Origin of the sequence: uncultured Erythrobacter sp., assembly GCF_947499705.1 — a bacterium.
In the GTDB taxonomy this organism is placed as follows: domain Bacteria; phylum Pseudomonadota; class Alphaproteobacteria; order Sphingomonadales; family Sphingomonadaceae; genus Erythrobacter.
In genome coordinates, this window is the sequence record NZ_CANMPJ010000002.1 from 434,145 (window position 1) to 456,324 (window position 22,180).

Annotated in this window: 21 protein-coding genes; 13 read left to right on the forward strand and 8 right to left on the reverse strand. The window is 60.8% G+C overall.

What is annotated here, in order from left to right:
• Positions 1-12 precede the first annotated feature (12 nt).
• The 3 genes from Q0837_RS14955 (at position 13) to Q0837_RS14965 (ending at position 4,156) form a co-directional block, all read left to right on the forward strand.
• Positions 13-924 (forward strand): ADP-ribosylglycohydrolase family protein, encoded by a 912-nt coding sequence (locus tag Q0837_RS14955; protein WP_298470712.1) that lies wholly within the window; start codon positions 13-15, stop codon positions 922-924.
• Between the two features lie 93 nt (positions 925-1,017).
• Positions 1,018-3,087 (forward strand): S9 family peptidase, encoded by a 2,070-nt coding sequence (locus tag Q0837_RS14960; RefSeq protein WP_298470713.1) that lies wholly within the window; start codon positions 1,018-1,020, stop codon positions 3,085-3,087.
• 37 nt (positions 3,088-3,124) lie between these two features.
• Entirely contained in the window at positions 3,125-4,156 is a 1,032-nt protein-coding gene (locus Q0837_RS14965; RefSeq protein ID WP_298470715.1) for a ligase-associated DNA damage response exonuclease, read from the forward strand.
• Positions 4,157-4,178: 22 nt separating this feature from the next.
• Here the strand turns inward: Q0837_RS14965 and Q0837_RS14970 are convergent, their stop codons facing one another.
• A complete protein-coding gene (locus tag Q0837_RS14970; protein WP_298470717.1) occupies positions 4,179-4,490 on the reverse strand; it encodes a hypothetical protein in 312 nt (103 codons plus the stop codon).
• Between the two features lie 98 nt (positions 4,491-4,588).
• Between Q0837_RS14970 and Q0837_RS14975 the strand changes: the two genes are divergently transcribed.
• The gene (locus Q0837_RS14975; RefSeq protein WP_298470719.1) at positions 4,589-6,181 is read left to right on the forward strand and encodes a cisplatin damage response ATP-dependent DNA ligase; all 1,593 of its coding nucleotides are present in this window, start codon (positions 4,589-4,591) and stop codon (positions 6,179-6,181) included.
• Positions 6,182-6,232: 51 nt separating this feature from the next.
• Positions 6,233-6,745: a DUF1993 family protein gene (locus tag Q0837_RS14980; RefSeq protein ID WP_298470721.1), complete on the forward strand. Its 513-nt coding sequence runs from the start codon at positions 6,233-6,235 to the stop codon at positions 6,743-6,745.
• A gap of 188 nt (positions 6,746-6,933) precedes the next feature.
• Here the strand turns inward: Q0837_RS14980 and Q0837_RS14985 are convergent, their stop codons facing one another.
• From Q0837_RS14985 to Q0837_RS15005, 5 genes are read right to left on the reverse strand one after another with little or no spacing between them, the layout of a single operon-like run.
• Positions 6,934-7,515, reverse strand: a complete 582-nt coding sequence (locus Q0837_RS14985) for a gamma carbonic anhydrase family protein (protein ID WP_298470723.1) — start codon at positions 7,513-7,515, stop codon at positions 6,934-6,936.
• Positions 7,503-8,054 carry a GNAT family N-acetyltransferase gene (locus tag Q0837_RS14990; protein ID WP_298470725.1) on the reverse strand — a complete coding sequence of 184 codons (552 nt, stop codon included), beginning with the start codon at positions 8,052-8,054 and terminating at the stop codon, positions 7,503-7,505. The genes Q0837_RS14985 and Q0837_RS14990 overlap by 13 nt, the downstream gene beginning before the upstream one ends.
• Entirely contained in the window at positions 8,047-8,619 is a 573-nt protein-coding gene (locus Q0837_RS14995) for a GNAT family N-acetyltransferase (protein WP_298470727.1), read from the reverse strand. Before Q0837_RS14995 ends, Q0837_RS14990 begins: the two co-directional genes overlap by 8 nt.
• Complete coding sequence (hemB, locus tag Q0837_RS15000; RefSeq protein ID WP_298470729.1) at positions 8,612-9,607, reverse strand: porphobilinogen synthase; 996 nt, start codon at positions 9,605-9,607, stop codon at positions 8,612-8,614. Before hemB ends, Q0837_RS14995 begins: the two co-directional genes overlap by 8 nt.
• Before the next feature lie 57 nt (positions 9,608-9,664).
• Positions 9,665-11,320, reverse strand: coding sequence for a M23 family metallopeptidase (locus Q0837_RS15005; RefSeq protein WP_298470731.1), 1,656 nt, complete (start codon positions 11,318-11,320; stop codon positions 9,665-9,667).
• A 328-nt stretch (positions 11,321-11,648) separates the two neighbouring features.
• On the opposite strand from Q0837_RS15005, the gene Q0837_RS15010 reads away from it, so the two are divergent.
• From Q0837_RS15010 to Q0837_RS15035, 6 genes are all read left to right on the forward strand, one after another.
• Positions 11,649-14,210, forward strand: coding sequence for a helicase-related protein (locus tag Q0837_RS15010; protein WP_298471785.1), 2,562 nt, complete (start codon positions 11,649-11,651; stop codon positions 14,208-14,210).
• Positions 14,207-14,488, forward strand: a complete 282-nt coding sequence (locus Q0837_RS15015; protein WP_298470732.1) for a S4 domain-containing protein — start codon at positions 14,207-14,209, stop codon at positions 14,486-14,488. The genes Q0837_RS15010 and Q0837_RS15015 overlap by 4 nt, the downstream gene beginning before the upstream one ends.
• Before the next feature lie 49 nt (positions 14,489-14,537).
• On the forward strand, positions 14,538-14,876 hold the full coding sequence (gene fdxA, locus Q0837_RS15020; protein WP_298470734.1) for a ferredoxin FdxA: 339 nt from the start codon (positions 14,538-14,540) through the stop codon (positions 14,874-14,876).
• Positions 14,877-15,156: 280 nt separating this feature from the next.
• On the forward strand, positions 15,157-15,693 hold the full coding sequence (locus Q0837_RS15025; protein WP_298470736.1) for a CarD family transcriptional regulator: 537 nt from the start codon (positions 15,157-15,159) through the stop codon (positions 15,691-15,693).
• 197 nt (positions 15,694-15,890) lie between these two features.
• Positions 15,891-16,655: a head GIN domain-containing protein gene (locus tag Q0837_RS15030; RefSeq protein WP_298470738.1), complete on the forward strand. Its 765-nt coding sequence runs from the start codon at positions 15,891-15,893 to the stop codon at positions 16,653-16,655.
• 51 nt (positions 16,656-16,706) lie between these two features.
• Positions 16,707-17,039 (forward strand): hypothetical protein, encoded by a 333-nt coding sequence (locus Q0837_RS15035; protein WP_298470740.1) that lies wholly within the window; start codon positions 16,707-16,709, stop codon positions 17,037-17,039.
• Here the strand turns inward: Q0837_RS15035 and Q0837_RS15040 are convergent.
• Positions 17,036-17,989 (reverse strand): L-threonylcarbamoyladenylate synthase, encoded by a 954-nt coding sequence (locus tag Q0837_RS15040; RefSeq protein WP_298470741.1) that lies wholly within the window; start codon positions 17,987-17,989, stop codon positions 17,036-17,038. The two genes, Q0837_RS15035 and Q0837_RS15040, sit on opposite strands and share 4 nt — an antisense overlap.
• 92 nt (positions 17,990-18,081) lie before the next feature.
• Here Q0837_RS15040 and Q0837_RS15045 point away from each other — a divergent pair, with 92 nt between their 5' ends.
• On the forward strand, positions 18,082-19,824 hold the full coding sequence (locus Q0837_RS15045) for an acyl-CoA dehydrogenase (protein ID WP_298470742.1): 1,743 nt from the start codon (positions 18,082-18,084) through the stop codon (positions 19,822-19,824).
• A 25-nt stretch (positions 19,825-19,849) separates the two neighbouring features.
• Positions 19,850-20,674 carry a DUF815 domain-containing protein gene (locus Q0837_RS15050; protein ID WP_298470743.1) on the forward strand — a complete coding sequence of 275 codons (825 nt, stop codon included), beginning with the start codon at positions 19,850-19,852 and terminating at the stop codon, positions 20,672-20,674.
• 1 nt (position 20,675) lies between these two features.
• On the opposite strand, the gene Q0837_RS15055 is transcribed toward Q0837_RS15050, so the two are convergent.
• Positions 20,676-22,157, reverse strand: a complete 1,482-nt coding sequence (locus tag Q0837_RS15055) for a sorbosone dehydrogenase family protein (protein WP_298470744.1) — start codon at positions 22,155-22,157, stop codon at positions 20,676-20,678.
• Positions 22,158-22,180: the final 23 nt, after the last annotated feature.

A 22,180-nucleotide genomic window follows, 5' to 3' on the forward strand; every position in this document is an offset into this window, starting at 1 on the left:
TCCAGGCCGGCGATGGCACTAAGCTCCGCTGCGCATGACCGCGCGCTTGGCGCATTCATCGGCCTCGCTGCCGGTGATGCGCTGGGCACGACGCTCGAATTTCGGACGCGTGACAGCTACGCGCCGCTGACCGATATGGTTGGCGGCGGCCCGTTTGAGCTGGAGCCGGGGGTTTGGACTGACGACACCTCCATGGCTCTGGCTTTGGCTGAAAGTCTCGCCGCGAATGACGGCCTGAATGCGCGAGATTTGGCCAGCCGCTTTGTGAATTGGTGGCGATGGGGTGTGTACAGCCCGACGGGCGACTGCTTTGATATTGGCATAACGACGCAAACCGCGCTGGCTCATTTCGAGAGCACTGGCGATCCGTTCGCCGGGTCAACCGACCCTATGAGCGCAGGCAATGGCTCGTTGATGCGCCTGTCACCAGTCGTGCTTTGGGGAATTGGACGACCGCAAGACGAAATGCGGCAGGCGGCGCGGGATCAAGGCCGCGTGACCCATGCCGCAGAGACTTGTCTTGAGGCCTGCGAGGCATTCTCGCTCATCCTGGCAGAAGCCATTCGGACCGGAGAATTTGAACAGGCACTGGCGGCGGGTCAGGAATGTGCAACCTCAGCTCCGATTGCGGAAATCCTTAGTGGTGGCTGGCGCGATAAGGCCCGCGATGAGATTTCCAGTTCCGGCTATGTGGCGCACAGTCTTGAGGCTGCTCTTTGGAGCGTCGCCAACACTGACAGCTTTTCTGAAGCAGTGCTGCTCGCCGCCAATCTTGGTGATGACGCCGATACGACCGCTGCGATCACGGGACAGCTCGCCGGAGCGTTGTACGGCATGTCGGCGATCCCTGCGGACTGGCTGGAAAAGCTCGCGTGGCGCGACGAGTTGATTGATCTTGGCGAGAGATTGATCCGCGAAGCCTGATTTCACGCCGCTTAATCGACCTGTCGCAGAAGTGATGCTGGCCATACCGCGTAATCTGTGATTGATCGGCTCCGAAGCAATTCGGGGCCGATTATGTTTGCACGCTACTTTTCCCTCGCAGCCGGAGCGATGGTGCTCGCCAGCCCGCTTGCGGCTGACGAGCACACCGACAATTCCGATACCACTGCACCCAGCCCCTATTTCGAGGGCAAGGACCTGTTCGGCCTGAGCGTCGCCGCCGATCCGCAGATCAACCCGGATGGGACCAAGATCGCCTATGTCCGGCGCACCAACGACATCATGACCGATAGCGCCGTCACCTCGATCTGGCTGATCGATGTGGAGGGCGGTGAGGAAACTCCTCTGGTCACGGGCGAAGGCGCGCATTTTGCGCCGCGCTGGTCGCCCGATGGATCGCGGATCGCCTATATCTCCACCGAAAGCGGCGGCGGGCCGGAATTGCATGTGCGCTGGATGGAAAGCGGCGCGAGCGCCAACATCACGGCTTTGCCCGAAAGCCCAGGCGGCATCAGCTGGTCGCCCGATGGGTCGCAAATCGCCTACACCGCGCGCGTCCCCGCCAAACCGGTCAGCCTTGGCAGCGCCCCGCCCAAACCCGAAGGCGCGGAATGGAAAGCGCCGCCTACGATTACCGACAAGGTCACTTACCGGATCGACGGCGCGGGCTATCTGAAGCCGGGCTTCACCCAGATTTTCGTCGTTGCGGCCACTGGCGGTGCACCGCGCCAGCTGACGTCCGGCGATCGCAACCATTCCGGCTCACTTGAATGGACACCTGATGGTAGCCGTATCCTGATCAGCGGCAATCGCGATGAGGATTGGGAACTCGCCGGGATCGATAGTGAGATTTACGCGATCGATCTGGCTGCGGGTTCGATCACCGCACTGACCGACCGCGACGGACCCGATTTCAGCCCGCAAGTCAGCCCTGATGGGCGGCGCATCGCCTATCTCGGCGTCGATGATGAAGGCAAAGCCTACCACCAATCAGAACTTTACCTGATGGACTCCGATGGATCGAACAAACGCCGCATTGCGGAGTCGTTTGATCGCGATTTCGAGAGCATCGAATGGAGCGACGCCGGACTATTCGCCGGCTATCAGGATGACGGCGTTTACCGCGTCGCGCGCGTTTCCACCTCGGGCAGCGTCGATCCACTTTCCGCGCGGATCGTAACCCCAGGCTATTCGCGCCCTTATGCCGGCGGCAATTGGAGTGTTTCGGATGGCGGCGCGCTCGCCTTCACCAGCGGCAGCGCGGTCCGCCCTGCGGATGTCTCGGTCTTGCGGGGTAGGCAATCGCGCAGGCTCACGGCGCTCAACGACCTGAAACTGTCAGGCAAGCGCCTCGGCGAAACCCGCGAAATCTCGGTAACTGCACCCGATGGAACAAACATTCCTAGCTGGATCCTGCTGCCGCCTGATTACCAGCCGGGCACGCGCGTCCCGGTGATCCTAGAAATCCATGGCGGGCCGTTTGCGGCCTATGGCGCGCATTTCGCCAGCGATTATCAGCTCTATGCGAGCAAGGGCTACGCCGTGCTGTTCACCAATCCGGGAGGATCAACCGGATATGGGGCTGAATTCGCGGCGCGGATTGATGGAAACTACCCGATCTCCAACCATGCCGAGCTGATGGCGGCCGTCGATGCAGCTGTCGCAGAAGGCTATGCCGATCCTGACAATCTGTTTGTCACCGGCGGGTCGGGCGGCGGCATCCTGACCGCGTGGATGGTCGGCAAGACCGACCGGTTCGCAGCGGCAGCCTCCAACAAGCCGGTGATCAACTGGACGACAATGGCGCTGATGAGCGACGGCTATCCATTCTTCGGTCGCTACTGGATGAAGGGCAAGCCGTGGGAGAAGCCCGAGGAATACTGGGATCGCTCGCCGCTGAAAGCTGTGCCGAATATCACAACCCCGACGCTGGTTCTGGTCGCAGCGGAAGATTACCGGACGCCGCGCGGCGAAGCCGAGCAATTCTATGGCGCGCTCAAACTACAGGGTGTCGACACCGCGCTGCTGGTTACGCCCGGTGGCAGCCACGGCGACCTGACCATGTCGCCCAGCCAGCTCGCGGCCAAGACCGATGCCGTCACCGCTTGGTTCGACAAGTACCGGACCGACAAAGCGGCGGAATAACGGGAACATGCGCGCGCATTCGGCGGTTTAATTTGGCGTGAGTGCGCCCTTTTCCTGGATCAAGCCCGAACCGTGGGGCGTGCATATCGTCCCGGCAGATTGCTGGGTCGATCCGGGCCGCGCAGTGGACCGCGCGCTGGTCACCCACGGTCACGCCGACCACGCACGCGGCGGGCATGGCGAAACTGTCGCAACACCTGAAACGCTGGCGATCATGAAGCTGCGCTACCAAACCGGAGCAGAGGATGCGGATGGCGAGATCCCAACCAAAGCGACGCCGGTCCAATATGGCGAGACGATCAAGCTGCCCGGCAATGTTGCAGCAACCTACATTCCGGCGGGCCACGTACTAGGCAGCGCCCAGATCCTGCTCGAACATGCGGGCGAGCGAGTGATCATCACCGGCGACTACAAACGCCGCCCCGATCCGACCTGCGCGCCGTTCGAAGTCACGCCTTGCGACATCTTCATCACCGAGGCGACTTTTGGATTGCCGGTGTTCAATCACCCCCCGATTGAAGACGAGATGGCGAAGCTGCTCAAGGCGCTGGCTGACCATCCCGATGGTTGTGTGCTGGTCGGCGCCTATGCGCTGGGAAAAGCGCAGCGCGTGATCGCCGAATTGCGTGCTGCGGGCCATCGCGATCCGATCTATCTCCACGGTGCGATGGAGAAGATGCGCCGCTTGTATGAGGATCACGGGGTTGCGTTAGGCGAGCTTCGCCTGGTCAGCGATCACGCGAAAGAGGACATGCGCGGTTCGATTATCGTCGCCCCGCCCTCTGCGCTCAACGACCGCTGGTCTCGTCGTCTCCCCGAGGCGATCACCGCTATGGCAAGTGGCTGGATGCGGGTGCGTGGCCGCGCTCGGCAACGCGGCGTAGAGCTGCCACTGGTCATCTCCGACCATGCCGACTGGAATGAGCTCACTCAGACTATCGATGAAGTGAACCCCACCGAAACCTGGATCACGCATGGCCGCGAAGAAGCGCTGCTGCGCTGGTGTGAGCTAAGGCAGCGAAAGGCCCGCGCTCTGGCTCTGGTCGGGCGCGAGGACGAGGATGACTAGCACCCTCGCCCGCGCCACCGAATCATGTCATCGCGGCGAGATCAGCGGCGATTTTCTCCAGCAATTCTGGCGTGATCGCGCCTTGCGAGAAAGGTTGAATCGCTTTCAGGCTCATCGTCTTGAACTCACCGTAGGCGGGGTGCTGATCAATGCCTGGCAGATGCTTTTCAAGCACCGCCTTGGCCTTTGCATCGGCTACCAGCTTTTCGATCGGAGTGTCGATCGTATATTTCGCAGCTTTCGCCTCTGCATGGTCGCCGTGACCATCAGCCAAAGCAGGAGTGGTTACGGCAGCGCCAAGCATCAGAGCCGCGGCGATCGAAGTGAGCTTCATGAATTGGGTTCCCTCAACTGTTGGGTCACGAGAAGTCGTGTGCGGCAAAGCCGTAAGGCGTTGATATGTCCGTGCGATGAAGACACCAGAGCCAATCGATGAAGCGCTTTGCCGCCCTGCTTGACGCCTTGATCTACACCACCAGCCGCAACCGCAAGCTTGCGTTACTGGCGGAGTATTTGCGCGAAACGCCCGATCCCGATCGCGGCTGGGCGATGGCCGCGCTGACGGGGGAGTTGGACTTTCCGGCGGTGAAAAGCTCGACCATACGCAATTTGATGAAGGACCGCGTAGACCCGGTGCTCTGGTCGCTTAGCCGCGATTTTGTCGGCGATACGGCGGAGACGGCGAGCCTTTTGTGGCCGGAAGGTGAGATCGACGATGATCCACCGACTGTAGCTCAGGTTGTCGAGCTTCTGTCCGGCCTGACCCGCGCGACTGCGCCTAGCGAACTACCAAAGCTGCTCGATCGACTTGATGCCAATGGCCGCTTTGCACTCATCAAGCTGGCAACCGGGGGAATGCGGATCGGAGTTTCGGCGCGTCTAGCGAAGACCGCGTTTGCGCAGGCCTTCGATGTGTCAGTCGAAGACGTCGAGGAATATTGGCACGCATTAGATGCGCCGTATCCGGAGCTGTTCGCCTGGGCGGCAGATGGCGCGGACCCACCTGATGTTTCCAACCGCCCCTTGTTCAGACCATTTATGCTGGCCCATCCATTAGAGGACACGGTGGTCGACCTCACCGAGTACGCCGCCGAATGGAAATGGGATGGTATCCGAGTGCAATTGGTGCGGGTCGCGGGTGAGACGCGGCTCTATTCGCGATCAGGCGACGATATCTCGGCGACCTTCCCCGAATTGCTCGACGTCCTGCCGATGGACGCGGTGCTCGACGGGGAGCTGCTGGTGCGCGGCGTTACGCAAGGCGGTGAAGCAGGCGGCGCGGCTAGCTTCAATGCACTTCAGCAAAGGCTGGGGCGCAAGAAGGTCTCGAAAAAGATGCTCGCCGAAGCGCCTGCTTTTGTTCGGCTGTACGATGCCTTGATCGTCGAAGGTGACGATCTGCGGGAACACGCATGGACCAAACGCCGCGCCGCACTTGAGACGCTGATACCGCGCTTGCCAGACAGCCATTTTGATCTCTCCGCGCTTGTGGAGGCAGACGACTTCGATCACCTCGCCACAATCCGTGAAGGCGCGCGGGATGATGCGATCGAAGGGCTGATGCTAAAGCGCCGCGACAGCGCTTACATCGCCGGGCGCAAGGTCGGACTGTGGTACAAATGGAAGCGCGATCCGCTGCTGATCGATTGCGTGCTGATGTATGCGCAGCGCGGCAGCGGCAGGCGTTCCAGCTTCTATTCCGACTACACTTTCGGCTGTTGGGACGGCGATCCTGACAGCGGCGCAGAGCTGCTGCCCGTGGGCAAAGCCTATTCCGGCTTCACCGATGCAGAGCTTAAGAAGCTCGACAAGCTCGTCCGCCAGACCACGCTCAACCGCTTTGGCCCGGTGCGTGAGGTGGAGCGCACTCTGGTGTTCGAAGTCGCGTTCGACAGCGTGCATTCGTCGAAGCGCCACAAAAGCGGTCTCGCCATGCGTTTCCCTCGCATCCACCGTATCCGTTGGGACAAGCCGGTGCACGAGGCGGATCGGATCGAAAGCCTGCGCGCACTCATTAGAGATTGACCTATTCGGACGGCACGCTATTCCAGTTGCATATTGAAACTGGAGTTCGCTATGACCCTACAGACCCACACTATTTCGACCTGGCGCAACATGCTCCGCGCGCTTTCCGGGATGCTCGGCAAGGCCGCCGCCCACGAATCCGCCGGCACTCTGATGGAAGGCCGGTTGGCCGACGATATGCTGCCGTTCGCCACGCAGATCCGCATGCTGGCAAACTTCCCGCGTCAAGCTCTCAACAGCCTGGCCAACGCCGACTTCGTATCGAACGAAGAAGATCCAACCAGCCTCGAAGACGCAAAAGCCCGGATCGCGGAGACGCTGGCCATGCTCGATACTGTCGCGGACGACGCCTTTATCGCCGATGAGGCAATGGTCGATCTGGACCTGCCCAACGGCATGAAGTTTCGCCTGTCAGCCGCCGACTATGTGCGCGACTGGGCCTTTCCCAACTTCTATTTCCACGTCAGCATCGCCTACGCGATCATGCGCAGCAACGGCGTGGAGCTTGGGAAGGCCGATCTGGTCCCGCACATGATGCAGCATCTCAGCCAGGCTCCCGGCTGATCACTTTCCTACACGGGTCAATTCGTGCCACGGCGAAGGGGTTCTTTGAAATCGTGAACCGCAATCGAGTTGGACAAGTGTCAACTTCGCTTTCGACCTACTTTTCTCTTTTAGGTCAGAGACTTGTTCTCAGAATAGGCGGGTGAAAGCATGTCAATTGTGTCAACTTCGAAGACGCGGTCGGGGCGCTAATCCAGGCCGCACTCGAACACGGCCACCGCATGCGCCTTGGCGTTTTCGGTGTAGTGCATCACGCCCGCTCGCATTCCGGCAATCGCGGCGTCGGATAGCTCCTTCATCGGCTTTGCCGGGCGACCCGCCCACAGCATGCGGTCTTCCATGACCTTGCCTTCAGTCAGCATCGCACCGGCGGCCAACATCGCGTCGTGGCCAATGACCGACTTGTTCATCGCAATCGCGCCAAGACCCACGAACCCGCGATCCAGAATCGTGCAGCCATGCACCATCGCCATATGGCCGATCAGCACATCGTCTCCGATGATCAGCGGGGAGCCATCTTCATCTCCCGGCCGCGGCGGATCGCAATGCAGCACACTGCCATCCTGCACATTGCTCCGCTCGCCTATCCGGATTTTGAAGACGTCCGCACGGACCACGCAATTGTACCAGATCGAGCTTTCCGCCCCAATCTCGACATCGCCAATGATGGTCGATCCGGGTGCGACAAAGGCGGTCTCGTGAATGCGAGGTGTTTTGCCGTGGATCGGAATGATGTTCACGCCGGGGCGATACATGGTCAGGTCTCCCATTGCTCTTTGGTGAGCGAATACTGGATTGTGGGATTGTCCTCAGCCGGAAATCCGGGATCATCGAAATCGAGGTCCTTGCGACGTTGCATGCCGAGCTTTTCCATCAGCTTCCAGCTTCCGATGTTGGACTCGCTGGTCAACGCGACAACATGCGGGGCGCCGATCGAGCCAAAAGCCCATTCGAGTACCCCTTTCATCGCTTCGTATGCGTAGCCACGCCGCCAGCGATCCTCGCGAACCAGCCACCCGATCTCATAGTCACCGGTATTGGCAGCGAGCGGATTATCGACCTGCTTCAATCCGGCATGGCCAACCAGATCGCCGGATGCCTTTTCGATCATCATCATGAAACCAAAACCGTTGCGGGCGAAACTCGCCATTGTTTTGGCGTGCTTCGCTTCGATTTCGTGCAGTTCCTTCACCCCGCCCAGATGCGCCATCACAGTGGGCGTGTTCAAAAGCCGGTGCTGCAGAACCGCGTCATTCTCGTCGATCTTTCGCAGAACCAGCCGCTCCGTTTCGAGGACAAGATCACCCATGCTGCGCTTCCCACTCGTCCCGCTCGATCCGGTAGACGATGATGGTTTCGCCAAGCGCCCAGGAGACCGTGTCGGGGAAATCCATGTCCTCACGGCGCTTCATGCCAAGCCGCTTCATCAGGCCCCAGCTTGCGACGTTTTCCTCGACAGTCAGCGCAATCACATGCGGCGCGTCAAACCGCTCAAAGGCAAGATCAAGCGAAGCTTGCGCCGCTTCTTTGGCGTAGCCGCGGCCCCAAGCATCTTCGCGCAGCCGCCAGCCTGCTTCCACGTCGCCAATCGGGCCCTTCGGTTCGTTGCAGAGCTTCAATCCGCAAAAACCGAGGATTTCATCGGATAAGTGCCCGCCATCATCATGGCGCTCGACCACCCAGAAAGTGTGCCCGGCTTCGTTATTGTACTGGATCAGCCGTTCCTGCGCTCGTTGGCGAGTCTCGGCATCGGCAACTCCGCCAAGATGGCGCATGACAGTGGGGGTGTTGAGGTGCTGCCAGAACGGCTCCCAATCTTCCTCACGCCAATCGCGCAGGATCAGCCGTTCGGTTTCGTGGCGAAAGTCAGCCATTGAGAAGTCGGGCTGCAACCGGTGCGTGATAGGTCAAAACACCGCTGCAGCCGGCGCGCTTGAAGGCCATCAGCGTTTCGAGAACGAGCGCGTCGCGGTCGCCTGCGCCAGCTGCTGCAGCCGCTTCGATCATCGCGTATTCGCCGCTCACTTGATAGGCGAAAACCGGCACACCGAATGCATCTTTCACACGCCTTGCGATGTCGAGATAGGCGAGGCCGGGCTTGACCATTACACTGTCTGCACCCTCGGCGATATCGAACCCAACCTCGCGCAGAGCCTCGTCGCTATTGGCCGGGTCCATCTGATAGCTTTTCTTGTCGCCTTTGAGCAGACCACCCGATCCCACTGCATCGCGGAACGGGCCGTAGAACGCGCTGGCATATTTGGCCGCGTAGCTCATGATCTGGACGTTGGGATGGTTGCCCATTTCCAGCGCCATGCGGATGGCGTGGATGCGGCCATCCATCATGTCCGACGGGGCGATGATGTCTGCGCCAGCTTCGGCCTGATTGATGGCCTGATCGACCAGCACCGCGACGGTCTCATCGTTCACGACATAGCCGGTGTCGTCGAGCAGCCCGTCCTGTCCATGGCTGGTATAGGGGTCGAGCGCGACGTCGGTCAGCACGCCAATATTGTCACCGCAGGCATCCTTGATCGCCTTGATCGCGCGGCACATCAGATTGTCGGGATTGTGCGCTTCGGCGCCGTCATCGCTGCGGCGGTCTAGCTGCGTGTTCGGGAACAGGGCGACCACCGGCACGCCCAGTGCAACCGCTTCCTTTGCCCGGGCCACGATGCCATCGACTGACCAGCGCGAAACACCCGGCAGCGAATGGATAGGCTCTTCTACGCCCTGCCCTTCGGTCACAAACAGCGGCCAGATCAGGTCAGCCGGCGAAAGCATGGTTTCGCGGTGGAGAGTTCGGCTCCAGCCTGTGGCGCGAGTGCGACGCAGGCGGGTGTTGGGATAGCTACCAGTCATGGCGCGGAGTGTTGCCGGAATTTGCGAAGCGGCGCAATCACGCCGGAGCGTTCGAACTCAGTCGATCTCTTGCGCGTTGTCGATCTTCTCGATCTCCCGCACTGGCTCTTCGACTTCGGTCTTGAGCGGCTCAAGATCGACCAGCGCGGCGCCGGGTTCGATCTCGCGCAGTTTGATCAATTGCTGGCGGAAATCGAGCAATTCGGTGCCCGTCAATTCGGACCGCGTGACATAGGAGACACTGGCCGGATTGATCGCGCGGCCATTACGATACATTTCGTAGTGGAGGTGTGGTCCGGTCGAAAGGCCGGTCGAGCCGACATACCCGATAACCTGGCCGCGCTTCACGTTCTGGCCGCTGCGCACCGACATCCGGCTCATATGGCAATAACGGGTCTGCAGACCGTTGCCGTGCGACAGTTTGACCGTGATACCGCAGCCGCCTGCGCGCCCGGCAGAAACGACCCGGCCATCGGTCACGGCAACGATTGGCGTGCCGCGACGTGCGCGGAAATCCATGCCCGAATGCATCCGGCGATAACCAAGGATCGGGTGGCGGCGCATGCCATAGCGCGAACTGATCGGGCCTGGAACCGGTGCGAGCAAACCGCGGCGCTGCTCGCCGACGCCTGATGCTTCGAAGAAACGGCCTTCTGTACCCCAGCGCATCAGCTGCGTCTTGGGCTTTCCGCCGCGGTCGATCCCGGCATAGAGCAATTGCCCGGCCTGCCGCTCTCCGGTCGCCGCGCGCCGATAGGCGACGATGATGTCGAATTCATCTGTTGAGCGCACGTCGCGGTCCATATCGACATGATCGTCGATCTTCTTGAGATATTCCTGCGCAGCGCTCGCCGGAACGCCCGCCGCGCGCATTGATCGGTAAAGGCTCGGTCCAACGGTCCCACGCAATCTCAGCGGCGTGTCGTCTACGCGAATGAAATTGCGCTCAAGCGTGAGTGCGCCTTCGCCATCCTCGCCTTGTTTTGCAATCTTGAGCTCAAGATCGAACCGCGCGCGAAACGCCAGAGCATCAAGCGGACGCGGCGCATCGGGCCCGGCACGGCGACCAAGCACAATGTCGATCTTCGTTCCCGACGCGATCTCGCTCACCGGCATGGCCTCGCCCACAAGAGCGCTGACCCGGCCAATATCACCGCGAGACACGCCGGCTCGGCGCAGCATGGTTGCGAAACTGTCGCCTTCCGAAAGCGTTGCGACCAATTCGATCTGCGGGCGCTCGGGTGCGTTGGTGAGCGGGATCACGTCCGATGTCGGCCCCATACGGCGACCGCTATCTGCACCAAGTGCCAGCGGCATGATCATCTGACTGCGAAACTCGTCGCGGATCTCTTCATCCGCTGGCATCGCAGGACGCGCTTCAAGCGGCGTCATATTCGGCCAGAAGGCTAGCGCCAATGCACCCAGCCCCAGCATCGTACCAACACCGCGAAACCACCTGCGGCTGCCGATATTCTCGGCAAGGTCCGGCGCAAGGTCGAGTCCATCGAACCAAGCACTCGCCGAAAGCTTCCATTCGTCGTAGCGATCGCTGAAATTGCGCACCCGAGAGAGCGCCTGACGCTTGTACGCCTGTTGCTTGGTCGGAGGTGCCGCACGCGCCGCATTCTTGAGGTATGGAACCAACGCGCCCGCGCCAAAGGGTTCGGGCTCGGCCCGATCATCATCCCTCATATCGCTTGCGTGATCCAACATGTGTCCTTTGACCGCCCCAATGGTGCGGTGCACAACCTCAACTCTCTTGCGCGTTCTTGGCGGTTATCCCTGCCCAATCAAGGTAAATATGCACTTAACCATCGGCCAAGCGACTCGCATACGCGGTAGGGTGTTTCCCCTATGCGGGCAGCGGATGCAAAGCGGCGTTTGATATCGTCCAACCGTGGGTCAGCTTGGCAGCGGCATTGCCCCAGCCGGTTTCGCCTGACACATGTTGTTTGTTGTGACAGTGCATTCCTCCGACAGCCGCGTGCGCGCCGTGCTCGGCCCAACCAATACCGGCAAGACCCATCTCGCGATCGAACGGATGTGCGCCCATTCGAGCGGCATGATGGGCTTTCCGCTGCGTTTGTTGGCGCGCGAGGTCTACGACCGGGTTCGGGCGATCAAGGGCGCCAAGGCAGTTGCGCTAATCACCGGCGAAGAGCGGATCGAACCACCCGACGCACGCTATTTTTGCTGCACGGCGGAAGCGATGGACCGGATGGGAGGCGGGCACGCCTTCGTTGCGGTCGACGAAGCACAGATCGGCGCGGACCCCGAACGTGGCCATATCTTCACGGACCGGTTGCTGAATGCGCGCGGCCGCGAAGAGACCATGATTCTCGGCTCGGCGACGCTGGAGCCAATCGTCAAAGCGTTGATCCCCGATGCGGAACTGGTCGAGCGCCCGCGTTTCTCGACTCTCACCCATTCCGGCACGACCAAGCTTTCACGTCTGATGCCGCGCAGTGCGGTCGTCGCCTTCTCGGTCGAGCAAGTCTACGCGATGGCCGAAGCCCTCAGGCGCTTTCGCGGCGGCGCGGCGGTGGTCATGGGCGCACTTTCGCCAGAAACGCGCAACAAACAGGTCGAGTTGTTCCAGAACGGCGATGTCGACTACATCGTCGCCACCGACGCAATCGGCATGGGCCTCAATCTCGATCTGCATCACGTCGCTTTCGCGGCGCTTTCGAAGTTCGACGGCAAGCGCAAGCGCAGACTCACGCCTTCGGAAATGGCGCAAATCGCAGGCCGTGCTGGACGGCACCAGCGCGATGGTAGCTTTGGGACGCTGGCAGGCGGAGGCTCACGCTCGGGCGCTCCGCTCGAATTCACCGAGGAAGAAGTCTTCGCGATCGAGGAGCACAAATTTGCGCCGCTGACCAAACTCTACTGGCGCGAAGCAGAGCCGCGTTTCGACACGGTCAAAGTCCTGATCGGCGATCTTGAAAGCAAGCCGCGAAACGATGTCCTGCGCGCTGCACCGGAAGCAATTGATCTCGCGGTACTCAAACGCCTCGCCAGCGAACCTCTCGCCGAAACCGTCAAAGGGCACGGCTCGGTGCGAAGGTTCTGGGAAGCGTGCTCACTACCAGACTTCCGCCAAATCGGCGTCGATCCGCATGCCCGCTTTGTCGCAAGGCTGTGGCAGGATCTCAATGAAGGCTATTTGGGAGCAGACTTCGTCGCTGCACGGATCGCAGAACTCGACCGGATGCAGGGCGACATCGACACTTTGCAGGGAAGGATAGCCGCGATCCGATCCTGGGCCTATATCTGCCAGCGGCCAGACTGGGTGCTCGCGCGTGATGAGATGGCGGCGCGTGCCCGTGCGGTCGAAGCGAAGCTTTCGGATGCGCTGCATGCGAGGCTAACCGAGCGGTTCGTGAATCGGAGGACGACAATACTAATGAAATCGCTTGGACAAGATGCCAGCGCGCTGCCCGTGACGCTCGAACCCGATGGCAAGGTGACCGTCGAAGGTGAAGCGATCGGGCGGCTGGACGGATTCCGGTTTTCGGTCGATCCCAATGCCACCGTGGCGGACCGCAAGATGCTGCTGTCGGCAGGCGAGAAGGCGATGCCGTCTATCCTAGCGCAGCGGGCGACATGGCTGCTGGGGGAAGGGCTCGCAGAACTTGAATTGGTGCGCGGCGCGATCTGTTGGCAGGGGCGCTCGCTGGCGACCATTGAGATGCCTGAGGACTTTGGAGCAGCGCGCCTGAATTTGGCGCGTGAAATCTCGATGCTTGCCGATGGTCCGCGGACGGAATTGGAGGCGGGCTTGTCCGCCTGGCTCGAAAAGCAGCTCGAACCATTGGCACCCTTACGCAAACTGGCAGAAGCCGCGCGCAATCCCGAAGCTGGGTCGCAGGCGCGCGCACTGTTGATCACGCTTATCGATGCGCGCGGCGTCGTGAGCCGCGAAAAAGCTGGGCTGGAGCATCTGCCCAAGGAAATGCGCCCGTTCCTGCGCAAACTAGGGGTGACATTCGGCGCGTTGGACATCTTCGCGCGGGATCTGCTGAAGCCTGCGCCGCGGCAGCTTCTACACGCTCTGGGATTGGACAAACGTCCGCTCGAACCGGCAATGCTTCCCGTTCTGGCCGAGGCAAAGCGTCTTCCGGCGGGGTATCGCCCGGCGGGCGGTCAGACAATCCGGGTGGACCTTGCGGAGAAGATCCTGCGCGCCGCCTTTGATGCCCGTGCAAAGGCGACGGATAAGACGTCCAAAGAGCGTCACCCACGTTTCCGACTCGATCTAGCACTGCCTATCTCCATCGGGCTCGAAGAGGAGAATGCGCGCCGCCTGCTCGGCAGCGCCGGATTCCGCCTTCAACGCGCACGCGCCCTGGCCGAGGGAGCATTTGGACCAGCCGCGCCGGACAGTTGGACCTGGCGGCCCAACCGCACCAGCGGGAGGCCAGACCATCCTCGCCATGCCAATCAGCGCAAGGGCAAACGCAAAGGCGGCCCAAAGAACGGCAACACCAAATCGCCGCAAAACCGCAATCAACGCGGAAAACCTCGCGATAAGAAGTCCAACACCGGCCCAGCACGCGCCAGCGGCGCATTCGATGGATTGGCGGATCTGCTCGGCGGATGAGCGAAAACGCGCAGGAGACCATCCGGATCGACCGACTTCTGGTCTACCTGCGCTTTGCCCGAACCCGATCAATCGCCTGTTCGATGATCGAGAAGCGCACTTTGCGCCGCAATAGAAAACATGTGCTGCGACCATCCGAGAATATCAGTATCGGCGACGTGTTGACTTTAGTAATCGGCAACGATGTTCGGGTAGTCGAGGTGCTCTCGCTGCCCGAGCGACGGGCTTCGCCCGCACTTGCCAAGTCCTATTATCGTGAGCTTGACCGAAGCGGCTAAATCGCCATAGCAGCCGTCAAGTGCACAGAGTTGAATTGAAAGACGCCCAATGACTTACGTCGTCACCGATGACTGCATCAAATGCAAATACACCGACTGTGTCGAGGTGTGCCCGGTGGATTGTTTCTATGAGGGCGAGAACATGCTGGTGATCAATCCCAGCGAATGCATCGATTGCGGCGTGTGCGAACCGGAATGCCCGGCCGAAGCGATTCTGCCTGATACTGAAGACGGTCTTGAAAAATGGCTGGAGCTCAACACCAAGTTCTCTGCCGAATGGCCCAACATCACCAGCCAGAAAGAGCCGCCGGCAGATGCCGACGACCATAAGGGCGAAGAGGGCAAATTCGAGAAGTATTTCAGCGCCGAACCCGGCGAAGGCGACTAACCGAATCGCCCCAATTTGCGTTCGTGTTCGAAACGCAAATTTCGCTCCATTCATCGATAACACACAGCGACTCGCAATTTTGTTGCGAATATGTTATATAATGGATCAACCGCGCCGGTCGGACCCGGTGCAGGCGACGAATAAACCAGAAAGGCTTTAGTCCAGCAGCGACATATTCGGACGGTTACAACACGGTGCTCGCTCTCTTTCGAGGTGACGCGAGCCCGCAGGAAAAGACGTCCCAAGTTCGGTGCCAGAAAGCCGCATGAAAGGAACTCGCATGGCTAGCAACGCGCCCGCCTTTACGGTCGGAGACTATGTCGTTTACCCCAAACACGGCGTTGGCCGGGTGATCGAACTGCAGAACGAAGAAATCGCCGGAATGCAGCTGGAGCTGTACGTCCTGCGGTTTGAAAAAGAGCGCATGACGCTGCGTGTTCCGATGAACAAGGTTGAATCGATCGGCATGCGCAAGCTGTCATCGGACAAAACGCTCAAAGACGCGATGGAAACGCTCAAAGGCAAGCCCAAGGTGAAGCGCACCATGTGGTCACGCCGCGCGCAGGAATACGAAGCGAAGATCAACTCGGGCGAGCTGGTCTCGATTGCCGAAGTGACGCGCGACCTGTTCCGTCCGGACGATCAGCCTGAGCAGAGCTATTCGGAACGTCAGATTTTCGAAGCAGCCTCAAGCCGCCTCGCCCGCGAACTCGCGGCGATGGAAGAGACCGACGAACCAACCGCGCTCGAGAAAATTCTCGACGTGCTGCGCGAGCACGCTCCGCAGTATTACAACAACGACGAAGACGACAGCTAAGTCGCCTCGTTTCAGTTGCCAATTTCAAGGGTCGCCCGTTTGGGCGGCCCTTTTTGATTCGACGATCAGCATACAGCGCCCTGCGAGCAGAACCCTGGCACCTTGCGCGGACAGAAGTGGTGTATTATATCACCAATACGGTAGCACATCGCTTGGTCAGGTGGAGAAGTAGTATGACGAACAGTTTCTTTCGGAACGTGGCCCCCGCGGTCGCCTTGGCGCTCGGCACAACGCTCGGCGGCTGCAACATGAATTTCGACATGTCTTCGTTCGAAGGCGTCCCGCTCGCAGAGCTCGATATGGGCGGCGATCCCCCGGTCGGTATTGAGCTGGCCGGGCCCGATTCCGTGGTGATCTCCCAAGGAAGCGATTTCGCGGTGACGATCGATGGGGATCCCGATGCAGTCGCGGCCGTACGGTTCGACCGCGACGGTGAGACGCTGGAGATTGGCCGCGACACCGATATCTTCGACGGCTCCGGCAAGGCGACCATCCGCGTAACCATGCCCGCGCCGCGCGAGCTTGGCATTGCAGGCAGCGGCGCAATCGAAGCCGATACGATGGCTGCCGATGCTGAGATTGGCATCGCTGGATCCGGTGACGTGAAAATTGCGAGCATCGATGCCGATAGCCTTGAGGTGAGCATCGCCGGAAATGGAGATGTCACGACATCAGGGACTGCGGATAGCCTTGAAATCTCGATCGCAGGTTCCGGCAATGCAAGGTTCGCCGATTTGAAGGCTGAAAAGGTCGACATCTCAATCGCTGGCTCAGGCGATATTGAGCTGGCATCGGATGGCACCGTCAATGCCAGCATCGCTGGATCCGGTGACATTCGTGTAACTGGCAATGCGACCTGTTCCATCGATGCCGCCGGGTCGGGATCGCTCGTTTGTGAGCCAGCGGCCGCCACCGCTGCCACGGATGAGACGGACGGAGACGATACTGCGGCAGCGGAATGATCCGTAACGCCCCGCGCTTGCGTTCGTAACTTTGGCGCGCGACAAGGGGGCATGCGGATCGCTGCCCCCTTAGTCGCCCTTACAGCCAGCCTCGCTCTATCCGGATGCCTGGTCCGCACGGCTGCTAACGTCGTGACGGCACCCGTCCGTGTCGGCAGCAAAGCGGTCGACCTCGCCACGACCAGCCAGTCCGAAGCCGACGAGAAGCGCGGACGCGAAATTCGCAAACGCGAGGAGCGTCTCGGAAAGCTCGAGCGCCGCTATCAGAAGCAAAGTGACGATTGCGAGGACGGCGATCGCGGCGCATGCCAAGATGCGCGCGAAACCTATGCCGAAATGCAGGAATTGCTTCCGACGATCCCGGCCGAACCGAGCGACGATTAGTCTGTCGGCGTCGCGGCGCGGCGCAGGCGATCGTTGATCGCCCGGCCAACCTCGCCATACGGGATCGGTGCCACGGCGATGCGCGGCTTTTCCGAAGCAGCCGCCTGATGCAGGCAATCGTATAGTCGCGCGGCGGCTTCGATCAGATCGCCATCGGCTGACAGATTGCAATCGCCCTCTATTACGCCAAAGCCGATGAAGAACTCGTCCGCTTCACCCGCTGGCGCACTTATGCGCATTGGCTTTCCGGGTGAGTAGTGCCGTGCGAGCTGGCCGGGCGCTTCAACCCTGAGGCTCTCTGGCGCAGACTCAGAGCCGAGGATACGATCCAGCGTCTCTATCGTGATCGGACCGGGGCGGAGCAACGACCAACCGCCACCCGCACGCAGGGCCACAATCGTCGATTCCACTCCTTCTTCGCTCGGTCCACCGTCAACGACGAGAGGACACGCACCGCCCAGCGACGCCATGACATGATCGGTGCACGTCGGGCTGATTTCCTCGCTGCGATTGGCCGAAGGTGCAGCAAGCGCCAGCCCGGTCGTCTCAAGCACTGCGCGCATCACCTTATGCGCCGGCTGACGCAAAGCAATGGTCGGCAAACCAGCCGTGACGGCTCCAGCCACATCCGCATCCTCGCGCAGTGGAAGGACTAAGGTCAGCGGTCCGGGCCAGAACCTTTCCGCCAAATCACGCGCACGATCGTCGAATTGCGCCAATTTCTGAGCATGCTTCAAATCGCGAACATGCACGATCAACGGGTTGAAATCCGGGCGGCCTTTTGCGGCATAGATCTTGGCCACAGCCTCGGCAGAATCAGCCCGCGCCGCAAGACCGTAGACCGTCTCGGTCGGCACTGCGACCAGCCCACCCTCCTTCAGGATTCGCGCCGCGCGGGCGATTCCTTCGGCATCTGCTTGCACCACTTCCGTAACGTTCTTGCCGCTCATGGCGCACGCGCTATATTCTTGCGCAACCGGTGCCAAGGGGCACACGTAACTCCCGCGCATTCGCGAACCCATTCAGAGGACACAATCCCACCGTGACACCCTACACGCCGCCCACCCAAGACCAGCTGCTCGCCATCCGCGTAAATGCCGGGATCGAGGAACTCGCAGCCTCCGAAAAGTTCGCGCATGCCGAGCCCGACCTTGTCGAAGCCATCGTCGAAGGCGTGGGCCAGTTCGCTGCTGGCGAGTTCGCCCCGCTCAACCGCACTGGTGATCTCGAAGGCGCAAAGCTGGAAAACGGCGTGGTCCGACTGCCGGATGGGTTCAAGGAAGCCTACGATTCCTATGTCGAACAGGGCTGGAACGCGATTGCCTCGCCGGAAGAGTTCGGCGGTCAGGGCCTGCCCTTCACGCTGTCGTGCAACGTGCTCGAAAACCTCGGCGCAGCGAACATGGCGTTCAATCTGCTGCCAATGCTATCGGTTGGCGCGATCGAAGCGCTTGAGCATCACGGGAGCAAGGATCAGCAAGCGAAATACCTGCCCGATCTCGTAAGCGGCAAATGGTCTGGCACGATGAACCTGACCGAGCCGGCCGCCGGCAGCGATGTGGGCGCGCTACGCTCAACCGCCGTACCCATCGAGGATGGAGAACATGCGGGTAAATATCTGATCACGGGTCAGAAGATCTACATCACCTGGGGCGAGCACGAGCTGGCCAACAACATCATCCACCTTGTGTTGGCGCGGCTACCCGATGCTCCTGAAGGTTCACGCGGTATCTCGCTCTTCCTCGTCCCCAAGTACCACGTCAACGAAGACGGATCGCTGGGCAATCGCAATGATCTGCGCTGCGTTAGCCTCGAGCATAAGCTCGGTATCAACGCCTCCCCGACTTGCGTCATGTCCTATGGCGACAACGGCGAATGCATTGGCGAGATCGTCGGCGAGCCCAATCGCGGGCTCATGGCCATGTTCACGATGATGAACAACGCGCGGATCAATGTCGGCAACCAGGGCAACCAGATTGCCGAACGTGCGACGCAGCAGGCGCTGGCCTATGCCATGGACCGCGTACAATCGGCGCGCGCAGGCTCACCGGACAAGAACCCGGTCGCGATCATCGAGCACCCGGACGTGCGGCGGATGATCCTGCGCATGAAGGCGCTGACCGAAGGTGTTCGCGCGCTGCTTTATTACTGCGCTGGGCAGGTCGATCGCGGGACAATCGGCGATTCCGATGCACAGAACCGCGCCGACATCCTCGTCCCCATGGTCAAAGCATGGGGCACAGATGCGGGCGTAGAAGTGGCTGGGATCGGTATTCAGGTCCATGGCGGAATGGGCTTCGTCGAAGAAACCGGCGCAGCGCAGCATTGGCGCGATTCCAAGATCGCCCCGATTTACGAAGGCACCAACGGCATTCAGGCCGCTGACCTCGTCACCCGCAAACTTGGCCTTGATGGCGGTGAAGCGATGGTCGCACTGTTCGAAGAGATCGCGCGCGATGCTTCGGACGAAGCAGGATTGGCGTCGCTCGCTACCGACTGCGCCAACATCGCGCGCTGGATGCGCGACGAAGCAAGCCTGGATGATCGTCTTGCCGGTAGTGTGCCTTTCTGCACGATGGCGGCGGTGGCGGTCGCCGGTTGGCAGCTGATGAAGCAGGCGGAAGCTGTCGCGAGTGGCGCTGCGCCCTCGCTGGCAGAGACCAAGCCGGTGACGGTGCGTTTCTTCCTCGATCGGATTGTGCCCGAAGCACTTGGTTTGAAAGCGGGCGCAACCGCCGGAGCCGGCTTGCTCTACGCGCTGCCAGCCGAAAAGCTCGCAGGCTGACCGTGCAAGGTTGCGCGGCGCGACTATGAGCACTCCGAGAGAGCCGCTCGAACGGATTGCCGACGCGCTGGAGAGGATTGCGCCTGCCGTCACGCCGCCGACCGATTGGGCCGGTGCGCCCGCCTATATCTGGGATAGAGAAGCCGCGCGTGCAGTGTCGGAGCCCGATACTTTGCCGCTCGTGACGTTGAGGGGGATCGACGAGCAGAAGGCAGCAGTTCGTGAGAACCTAAGCCGTCTGGCTAGCGGCACAGCAGCGCATGACATGCTGTTATGGGGCGCACGAGGCATGGGCAAATCGGCCTTGGTCCGCTCGGTCGTCGCCAATATCCAGTCAACTGACCCGGGAGCCATCGCACTGGTCCAGCTCGCTCCCGGGACGCTTGGCAGTTTTCCCGCTCTGATCGAGCAGCTGTCCGATCAACACCGCGCCTTTTTGTTGTTCATAGACGATCTCGGATTCGGCGCGGATCAGGCTCAGGACGTGCTCGCGCTTCGCAGCCTGCTCGATGGCGGCGTGATGCCGCGCCCTTCACGTATCCGGGTAGCAGTCACTTCGAACCGCCGCGCTATCGTCCAGCGCGATCCGGATGAAAGCGCCGCGCTACATGAACGCGATGAGCGGGACGATGCGCTGGCCCTCGCCGATCGCTTCGGCCTTACGCTGGGCTTTCACCCGTGTGACCGCGCAACTTATCTGGAGATTCTGCGAGCTTACACGGACCCGCTTGGACTCGAAATCAACGAAGAAGAAGCGCTTGCCTGGACCATTGCACGCCGCAATCGCTCCGGCCGCACGGCGTACCAATACGCAGCCGAACTTGCCGGACGCGCGGGCAAAGCGCCTTAACTCAGTTCGACTGGCCTGCTTGGGTGCGAAGGTAATCCTCTTCGAAAGTCGCGCGCGGATCCTGCAATTCGCGCGGCGGAGGCAAACGCTCTCCGGAAATCCGCTCGATACCGGCGCCCGGCTCTGAATCCGGAGCGACTGCGCGCCAGATGATACCAGCCGTGTCATCCGAGACCAGCAATGATCCGTCGCCGCCCCATTCGACCCAGGTCGGACGACCCTTGGTGGTGCCATCGTCATTGAGGAAGCCAGTCAGAACAGGCTGCGGCTTACCAATCGGATTTCCGCGTTCGTCGAACTCGACATAGACGACATCGTATCCCGATGGCGGCTTGCGGTTCCATGATCCGTGGCGCGCGATGAAGGCGCCGCTCGCCATGCCATCGCCCATACGGTGACCTTCCGCAGTGAAGACAAGACCCAGTGCCGCAACATGCGGCCCCAGAGCGAACTCTGGGTTGCGCGTATACTCCATCATGTAAGCCGGCATGGGCGCTTCGACCCGGCGATCGATGTTGTCTTTGAAATACAACCACGGCCAGCCGTACTGCGCGCCAACCGGTACATTAGTGAGGTAATCGGGGACGAGGTCCGACCCGAGCATGTCGCGCTCGTTCACGGTGGTCCACAATTCGCCGCTCCAGGGACTGAAATCCATGCCGTTGGGGTTGCGCAGTCCGACTCCGAATTTGCGCTGGCGATTGGTCTCGAGACCATATTCCCAGATCATCGCGCGGCCTTCTTCGACCTCCATTCCGCTTTCGCCGATATTGCTGACTGATCCGACTGCCACGAACAGCCGGTCACCATCGGGGTGGATCTCCATGTTTCGCATCCAGTGCCCGCCGCCTGGTGCAAGATCCATCAGTTTGCGCGGCTCACCTGTTACAGCATCAGCGCCAAGCGCGTAGTCAAACGCGAGCACGGCGTTGTGGTTGGCAACATAGAGCGTGCCGTCATGCCAGCTCATACCCGAGGGAGAATCGAGCCCCTCTTCGCGAATGATCTTCTGTGTCTCTGCAACGCCGTCTCCATCCGCGTCGCGCAGCAGCACAATCTGATTAGGCGAGTCACCGGATGCTCCAGCTTCGGAGAAGAGATAGGATGCAACCCAGCCACGGATTGTCGCCATAATCCCGCTGTCGCCATCATCTTCGGCTTTGGGCGCGCGGGTCAGAGTGACGAGAACATCGCCGTTCGGCAGAGCGTATAGCACTCTGGGGTGCTCAAGCCCCTCAGCAAAGCGATTGACCACCAGGCCATCTGCTGGCTCCGGCAGTTCGCCTTCTTTCCATCCAACTGGCTTGGCGATCTGCACGGTGGGGAAGCTCTCCGCTGCGGGCGCTTCGAGCGTCGGTTCTGTTCCGGCAACTTCATCGACCGACAGTTCGGCGGTGTCGCCGCGGGAAAGGAAGTAGATCGCGATCCCTGCGATCAGGATCAAAACGACAAGAGCGATTGCGAGTTTGCGAAGAATGGCCATGTGAAGGCGATAATGCGCGCGGG